Annotated in this window: 4 protein-coding genes; all 4 read right to left on the reverse strand. The window is 40.3% G+C overall.

The window, feature by feature from the left end; genetic code table 11:
- Nucleotides 1-173: 173 nt before the first annotated feature.
- The 4 genes from BCU84_RS13570 to rlmKL are packed head-to-tail and all read right to left on the reverse strand — an operon-like array spanning nt 174 to nt 6,449.
- The gene (locus tag BCU84_RS13570) at nt 174-2,084 is read right to left on the reverse strand and encodes a DUF3466 family protein (protein ID WP_102528616.1); all 1,911 of its coding nucleotides are present in this window, start codon (nt 2,082-2,084) and stop codon (nt 174-176) included.
- A gap of 25 nt (nt 2,085-2,109) precedes the next feature.
- Nucleotides 2,110-4,035 (reverse strand): ABC transporter ATP-binding protein, encoded by a 1,926-nt coding sequence (locus BCU84_RS13575; RefSeq protein WP_102528617.1) that lies wholly within the window; start codon nt 4,033-4,035, stop codon nt 2,110-2,112.
- A complete protein-coding gene (locus BCU84_RS13580; RefSeq protein WP_241906436.1) occupies nt 4,032-4,298 on the reverse strand; it encodes a glutaredoxin family protein in 267 nt (88 codons plus the stop codon). Before BCU84_RS13580 ends, BCU84_RS13575 begins: the two co-directional genes overlap by 4 nt.
- Nucleotides 4,299-4,301: 3 nt before the next feature.
- Nucleotides 4,302-6,449 (reverse strand): bifunctional 23S rRNA (guanine(2069)-N(7))-methyltransferase RlmK/23S rRNA (guanine(2445)-N(2))-methyltransferase RlmL, encoded by a 2,148-nt coding sequence (gene rlmKL / locus BCU84_RS13585; RefSeq protein ID WP_102528619.1) that lies wholly within the window; start codon nt 6,447-6,449, stop codon nt 4,302-4,304.
- Nucleotides 6,450-6,794 lie beyond the last annotated feature (345 nt).

Below are 6,794 nucleotides of genomic sequence, written 5' to 3' on the forward strand. Positions count from 1 at the left end.
GCGCAATTAGTGAATAGATCACTAATGGCTTCACAATAAGAAATAGGCGACTTTTGACACAAGATCAATGTCGGTTTATGACATTTTTTCGCATTTTTAATTAAGGTATTGAGAAAAAAGACAAAAAAAAATCGAGGAAAAAACCTCGACTTTTTGTTTGAAAAATGCTCAATCTATTTCATTTTACGGCGACGCAACCAAAGTAATGGTAAGCCCAATAACCAAGCTAAAGAAGCAGCACCTTTACGCACATAAGGTTCATCTTCGACAAGATCTGACTCTGTACATGCTTCTTGATTACCTGACGTTGGTTTAAGCACAACCATACGGGTTAAGAATGATGTTACAGGATCCCCGTTACCATCAATTTCAAATAGCGGCGTACCGTTTTCACCTAAAATCAGGTTCCCATCAGAGTCGTATTGATAAACTGGCTTACGTACGAAAGCAGTACCGACTATCGTGCCTTCTTCATTAATGCTATTTGCTTCAACAACATAAAATTCTGCGCCGTAAGACAGGATAGAACCATCGCCATCAATCACTTCAACTTGATGACGACTCCATTCACCGTCTTCATCTTGCTCGTAACCTTTTGACTCACAGGTTAAGTTATTATTGATATTGATAAACTCGCTGTCGTTCATGTTATACAAGAACGCTGCTTTTGGGCGTGGTTTATCTTTGTCATAAGTAACCTCAATATTACCTACAACTTGACCCGCGTTGTTAATCGCTTTCGGTTTACTGGTTAAATCAGACAACCCTTCTTGAAAATCATCTGGCACCACAATTTCAGCAGCAGGATCATTGATATCATAGTAGAAGAACTTCTCTCTTAAATATCCGCTGATATATTTTTGAAAGCTACCTACAACAATACCATTATCATTTACATCATAAGCGATAGAGCTATAAACCGTATCACTGAAAATATCAGGATCTATCCAGTTATACTGGTAATCACCATTGCTATCTTTTTGCCAATATGCCGCATCTTGATATAAATTATCCTCATTACCATTTCGATAAGTATGAGAGCGACCTACGACTACATCGTCATTATTGACACCTAAGCCTTGCGCAACATAGTTCAAAGTTGAATCTTCATCAGGCGTTAACCCCAATGGCAACTCAACAATATTATCCTCAGGAATTGTATTATCCGCTTCTATTTGCCACACGTGAGCACGAGTTTGATAAGAAATATTACGACTACCATTTGTAGGGTATTGGTCTGCTTGAACACAAATTTCAACAGGAATAGGAAACTCTTCATCTTCATCTTCACTAGCGTCAATACAGCTATCAATTCGTTCTGAGCTATATTCAATAATGTCAGTACTAGCATAACCAGCCACTAAATTGTTATTGTTGACCGCTGCAGCGGCTGACCAGCCACCCAGTTCAACCACGAAATCATCATCTTCACGAATATAGGTTTGATATGATGGGATTAACTCGATTTCAGAACCATCCGCTGTGACTGCAACGCCACGTAACTCAAAATCACGGTAATACCAGTATTCCTGAGGGTCCTCATCGTCATCGTCAGGTTCTTCTCCTACGTAATCCATCGTTTTCTCAGGCGCAGTATAAGAACCAACTTTTACACCATCATCATTCATACCGTAAAAGAAAGTATCAACAGAATTGATAATTAACTCACCTTCGTCATCAACATCTGTTGGCGCGGTGGTCCCATTGATGCTAAAGAAGTTAGGATTCCATGGTGAATCAGCATCATTTTCTTCTGCTGTAAAAGTGTAGTTGTTGGCAATAATCGGCAAGAATACCGAATAGACAATGGTTTCTTCTGGCGCAATACCATCTTCAACATCAATAACGCCATCATCGTCTTCATCATCTACAGATAATTTTTTCTTACCTTTAGATACACCGACCAATTCATCATTGGCATTTACGCCAAGCGCATAGCCGCGGCTGGTGCCATCGACATTACCTTTGAGATCAAAATCTTCAATATTTACAATTTCATATACTGGAGCAGCATGCACACTGCCGATAGCGCCAAGCACACTCAAGGCAACGACAGATAATGCCTTATCAAACTTCGACTTCATTTTAATTCCTATTTTTATTATGCGCTTACTTCAATGACTCGAGTTCTTCCCAACGTTCAAAGCAAGTGTCCAATTCTTGTTCTTTTGTCGCCAATGCCTGTAGCACTGAGTTGACAGTATCTTGTGGTTGGCTATAAAAATCAGCTGAAGCCACAGTGTTTTGTAATTCTTCTACTTCCTGTTCTAACGTCTCCATTTTACTCGGCAATTGCTCGAGCTCACGTTGAAGTTTGAACGATAATTTCTTAGGCGCATTGGTTGTTGCTTGCTTAGGCTTTTCAGCTTTCGTTTCAACAGGCGCTGATGCTATGACAACAGATGCGGCGTCAGGTTCCTCAGAATAAAATTTAGCTCCTTGAGAAACAGCATCATTATAACCACCAACATACTCATGCCATCCACCATTACCCGCAAACCACCAACTGCTGGTTACCGTGTTATCTATAAATTCACGGTCATGACTGACAATTAATAATGTTCCTTCAAAATCAGTCAGTAGAGACTCTAACAATTCTAAGGTCTCAACATCAAGGTCATTGGTTGGTTCATCAAGAATAATTAAGTTTGCAGGTCTCAGTAACAGGCGTGCTAGCAACAAACGGTTTTTCTCACCACCTGATAACGCTTTAACAGGCGTTCTTGCCCTGGCAGGTGAAAATAAGAAGTCTTGTAAGTAACTTAAAATATGACGGTCTTGGCCATTAATTGTTACGGTACTTTTACCATCGCCGACATTTTCTTCAACTGTTTTTTCTGGGTCAAGCGCTTCACGGTATTGATCAAAGTAAGCAACTTCAAGCTTGGTACCAACTTTTACTTCACCTGATTGAGGTGTTAGCTGCTCAATCAATAACTTAATCAGCGTCGATTTACCACAACCGTTGGGACCGATTAATGCGATTCTATCACCGCGCATGACCGTTGAACTGAAGTTTTTAACTAAATCTTTTTCAGGAAGATTATAGTTTAGCTCTTTAATATCAAATACTAACTTACCAGAACGCTCTGTATCACTGACGTTCATCTTAGCGTTGCCTTGTCGATTCAAGCGCTCGCTTCGCTCACTTCTCAATGCTTTTAATGCTCGAACTCGACCTTCATTACGCGTACGACGTGCTTTAACGCCCTGACGGATCCAAGTTTCCTCTTCTGCCAGTTTTTTATCAAAGTGAGCATTTTGCTCAGCCTCAACCCGCAACCACTCTTGCTTACCTTCTAAGTACATTTTGTAATTGCCAGGCCAAGACGTGACAACACCACGGTCAAGATCAACAATTCGGGTTGCCATACGGTGAATAAAACCACGGTCATGGCTGACGAATACGATGGCACCTTTAAAGTTAAGCAAGAATTGCTCTAACCATTCAATGGTATCAATGTCGAGGTGGTTGGTTGGTTCATCAAGTAATAATAAGTCTGGCTCGCTGACTAGAGCACGTGCTAAAGCAACCTTGCGTTGCCAGCCACCAGATAACTCACTTAATGGCTTATCTGGATCGAGTCCAAGTAATTCACAATTCTGGATAATTCTTGAATCAAGTTGCCAACCATTATTATGATCTAGTGACTCTTGAAGACGCGTCATTTGATTGAGCATCTTTTCCATTGCTTCTGGCTCAGCAGTAGCAACGTCATGGGAAAGCTGATGATAACGCTCAAGTTGCTCACCAATTTCTTTAAGTCCCGCTGAGATATACTTATAAACCGTCCCCGTTTCCGCTTTAGGCGGATCTTGCTGTAAACGGCTAACATTCACATCTGAGGCGATATTAAATTCACCATCGTCAAGTAGCACATCACCTGATAGGACTTTCATCAAACTTGATTTGCCTGCGCCATTTCGGCCGACAATACAAACACGCTCACCAGGTAAAATAGTGAAATCAGAATTTTTCAATAATGGCGTATAACCATAGGCTAACGAACCATTATTAATACGAACTAGACTCAAACGACGCTCCTAATAAAATCAGTTAACTGTGGCACATCAAATGGCCAAAACAGTTCTTTATCACCCATAACTAACACTGGAATTGAAATACCGTAACGCTCAGCAAGTATTTCATCATCGCATATATCAATATGTTGATAACTCAGGGCTAATTGCTCAACCAGCGATTGAGCAATTTCACACAAATGGCATCCCTCTGTGTGATATAAAATTAAATCTGAGTTTTCAGTTTTTGGGTTAGTTAACATATTACGACTCTGCATACCTTAGCTGCTGTAAGGCGACTTAGCATGAGTGATTAACCATGTGTTATGGATGTGTGGATTACGCTTATAATCCATTGGTAAGGTTTGGTTATCAATGTTCTTCACGTCCATTTTATATTGGCCTAGAAGGTTGATATCCATTTTAAATTTACGTTTGTTGTTCGAGAAAATGATCTCACCCGTTGGGCTCAACAATTTAATCAAATCAACCAATAAAGCAGCATGGTCACGCTGAACATCCCAGCTATCTTCCATACGCTTAGAGTTTGAAAAGGTTGGCGGATCAATGAAAATCAAATCAAATTGTTCTTCACAATCTTTTATCCATTGAATGCAATTGGCTTGCTCAAACTTGTATTGTCTAACGTTGAGGTTGTTTAACTCAAAGTTTTCTTTAGCCCAAGCTAAATACGTATTCGACATATCGACTGTCGTGACAGATTTAGCGCCACCAAGGGCTGCATGAACTGATGCACTACCAGTGTAAGAGAACAAGTTAAGTACGCGTTTACCTGCAGACTTCTCACCTACTAATTTACGGGTTAAGCGATGGTCTAAAAATAAACCAGTGTCTAGATATCCAGTAAGGTTTAATTTAAAGCGGGCATTATATTCTTGAGTGATAATTTCAAGCTTTTGCTCATCAATTTTTTGATATTGATTGGTTCCCTTTTGACGCTCACGGGTTTTTAACGTAACTAGCTCAGGGTCAATGCCTAACGCATTTGGTAGTGATAACAATACATCGGTTAAACGACGTTTTGTCACAGCTTCAGGAATGGTAGCAGGTGCTGAGTATTCTTGAATCACAACGTGATCGACATACTTATCAATCGCCACATTATATTCAGGCAAGTCGGCATCATAAATACGGTAGCTATCGATACCTTCTTTTTTGGCCCACTTAGTCAATTGCTTCATATTCTTTTTAATACGATTAGCAAACGCAGGTGAGATATCGGCAATGTTGACACCTTCTGGTAATACTGGCGCTTCGCGGCGGGTACTTTTTGCGTGCAATGTATAAAGGTTAAAACCACATTCCAACGCACCGTTAAACATCTTCATTTGTTTGTCAGCTTTAAGCTTTAATGCCGATAGCAATTCAATATCGCTACACAGCATGGCAATCTTCCAGCCACCAAAATCTTTTTTGAACTTATCGCCTAACTGATAATAAAGCTGTAAAAGCTCAGTAATACTCCCTAAACGCTCACCATAAGGTGGGTTTGAGACTAAAAAGCCAGTTTCTAACGGCGGTGTCACTTCAAGCGCATCTGATACCGTAAAGTCGATTAAGTCAGCAACACCTGCATTTTCAGCATTCTGTTTTGCTAGCGCCACCATCCGAGAATCAATATCCGATCCGTAAAACTTAACATTACAACGAGATTTACCTAAGCTCGCTCGTGCTTTAGCTTCTTGTAAGATGTCTTGCCAAACTTGATCGTCATGCTGAAGCCAATGCTCAAAACCAAATCTTGCACGCTGCAATCCTGGGGCAATATCAGCAGCCATTAATGCTGCTTCAATCACAACCGTACCACTACCACAAAACGGATCTAACAAGTCAATCGGTTTAGCTTGCCAGCCACAACGAGCTAGCATATTGGCTGCTAAGTTCTCTTTTAGTGGTGCTTCACCCGTTGTTGAACGGTAACCGCGTTGGTGTAATGAAGGGCCAGAGAAGTTAATCGACATGGTAAGTTGATTATTTCGAAAATGAGCATCAATTCTAAAATCTGAATGGATACGTTCTACATCAGGACGTTCCTGACCATCATCACGAAAACGGTCAACAACAGCATCTTTAATTTTCAGTGCGCCAAACTGGGTGTTGTTAATAAACCCACCAGTACCGTGAAAATCAATACCAAATGTACTTTGATTAGAGAAGTGAGATGGCCAATCAACAGCATATGCTGCGTTATAAAGTTGCTCGGCAGACTCACAAGCACCTTTATAGATAACAACGACAATGCGGCTAGCAAGTCGAGACCACAATGTAATTCGGTAGGCAAGTTCTATAGGTGCTGAAAAATACACACCAGCGACGCTTTCCTTAACATCAGTAGCACCAAACTCTTTAAGCTCATTAGATAAGCTATATTCAAAACCCTTAGGGGCAGCAGCAAAAAAATTTAACATGGAATCGACGTCATCATCTCACAGATATAATTAAGTCGGCATTATATACCTAAACCGATTGTCAGGTGTGAAAATGTCACTGAAATGGATAAATTCTAGTCTTTTGAGTCGTTTTAGCTATTGAGTACCATTAAATCTACGATTTATTGGATAATTTGATCCAAAAATTAGCTAATTGAAAGCAAGAACACATAGACAATGCTTAAAAGGCCACCGATTAAGGCTGAAATAGTCTATATATGCTCATTAACCCAACAAACGATCATAAATATGCTAATTCGACTTGCCAAGGGCACTATAGGTCGTTATAGTTCGCCCCGCTTAAACGGACGCGGGATGGAGCAG

The sequence above is a fragment of the Shewanella sp. 10N.286.51.B7 genome, assembly GCF_002873615.1.
Classification (GTDB): domain Bacteria; phylum Pseudomonadota; class Gammaproteobacteria; order Enterobacterales; family Shewanellaceae; genus Shewanella; species Shewanella electrodiphila.

Bases quoted from the DNA above. Each gene is read 5' to 3' on its own strand.
- BCU84_RS13570 (WP_102528616.1), bottom strand. From the start codon at position 2,084: ATGAAGTCGAAGTTTGATAAGGCATTATCTGTCGTTGCCTTGAGTGTG.
- BCU84_RS13580 (WP_241906436.1), bottom strand. From the start codon at position 4,298: ATGCAGAGTCGTAATATGTTAACTAACCCAAAAACTGAAAACTCAGAT.
- rlmKL (WP_102528619.1), bottom strand. From the start codon at position 6,449: ATGTTAAATTTTTTTGCTGCTGCCCCTAAGGGTTTTGAATATAGCTTA.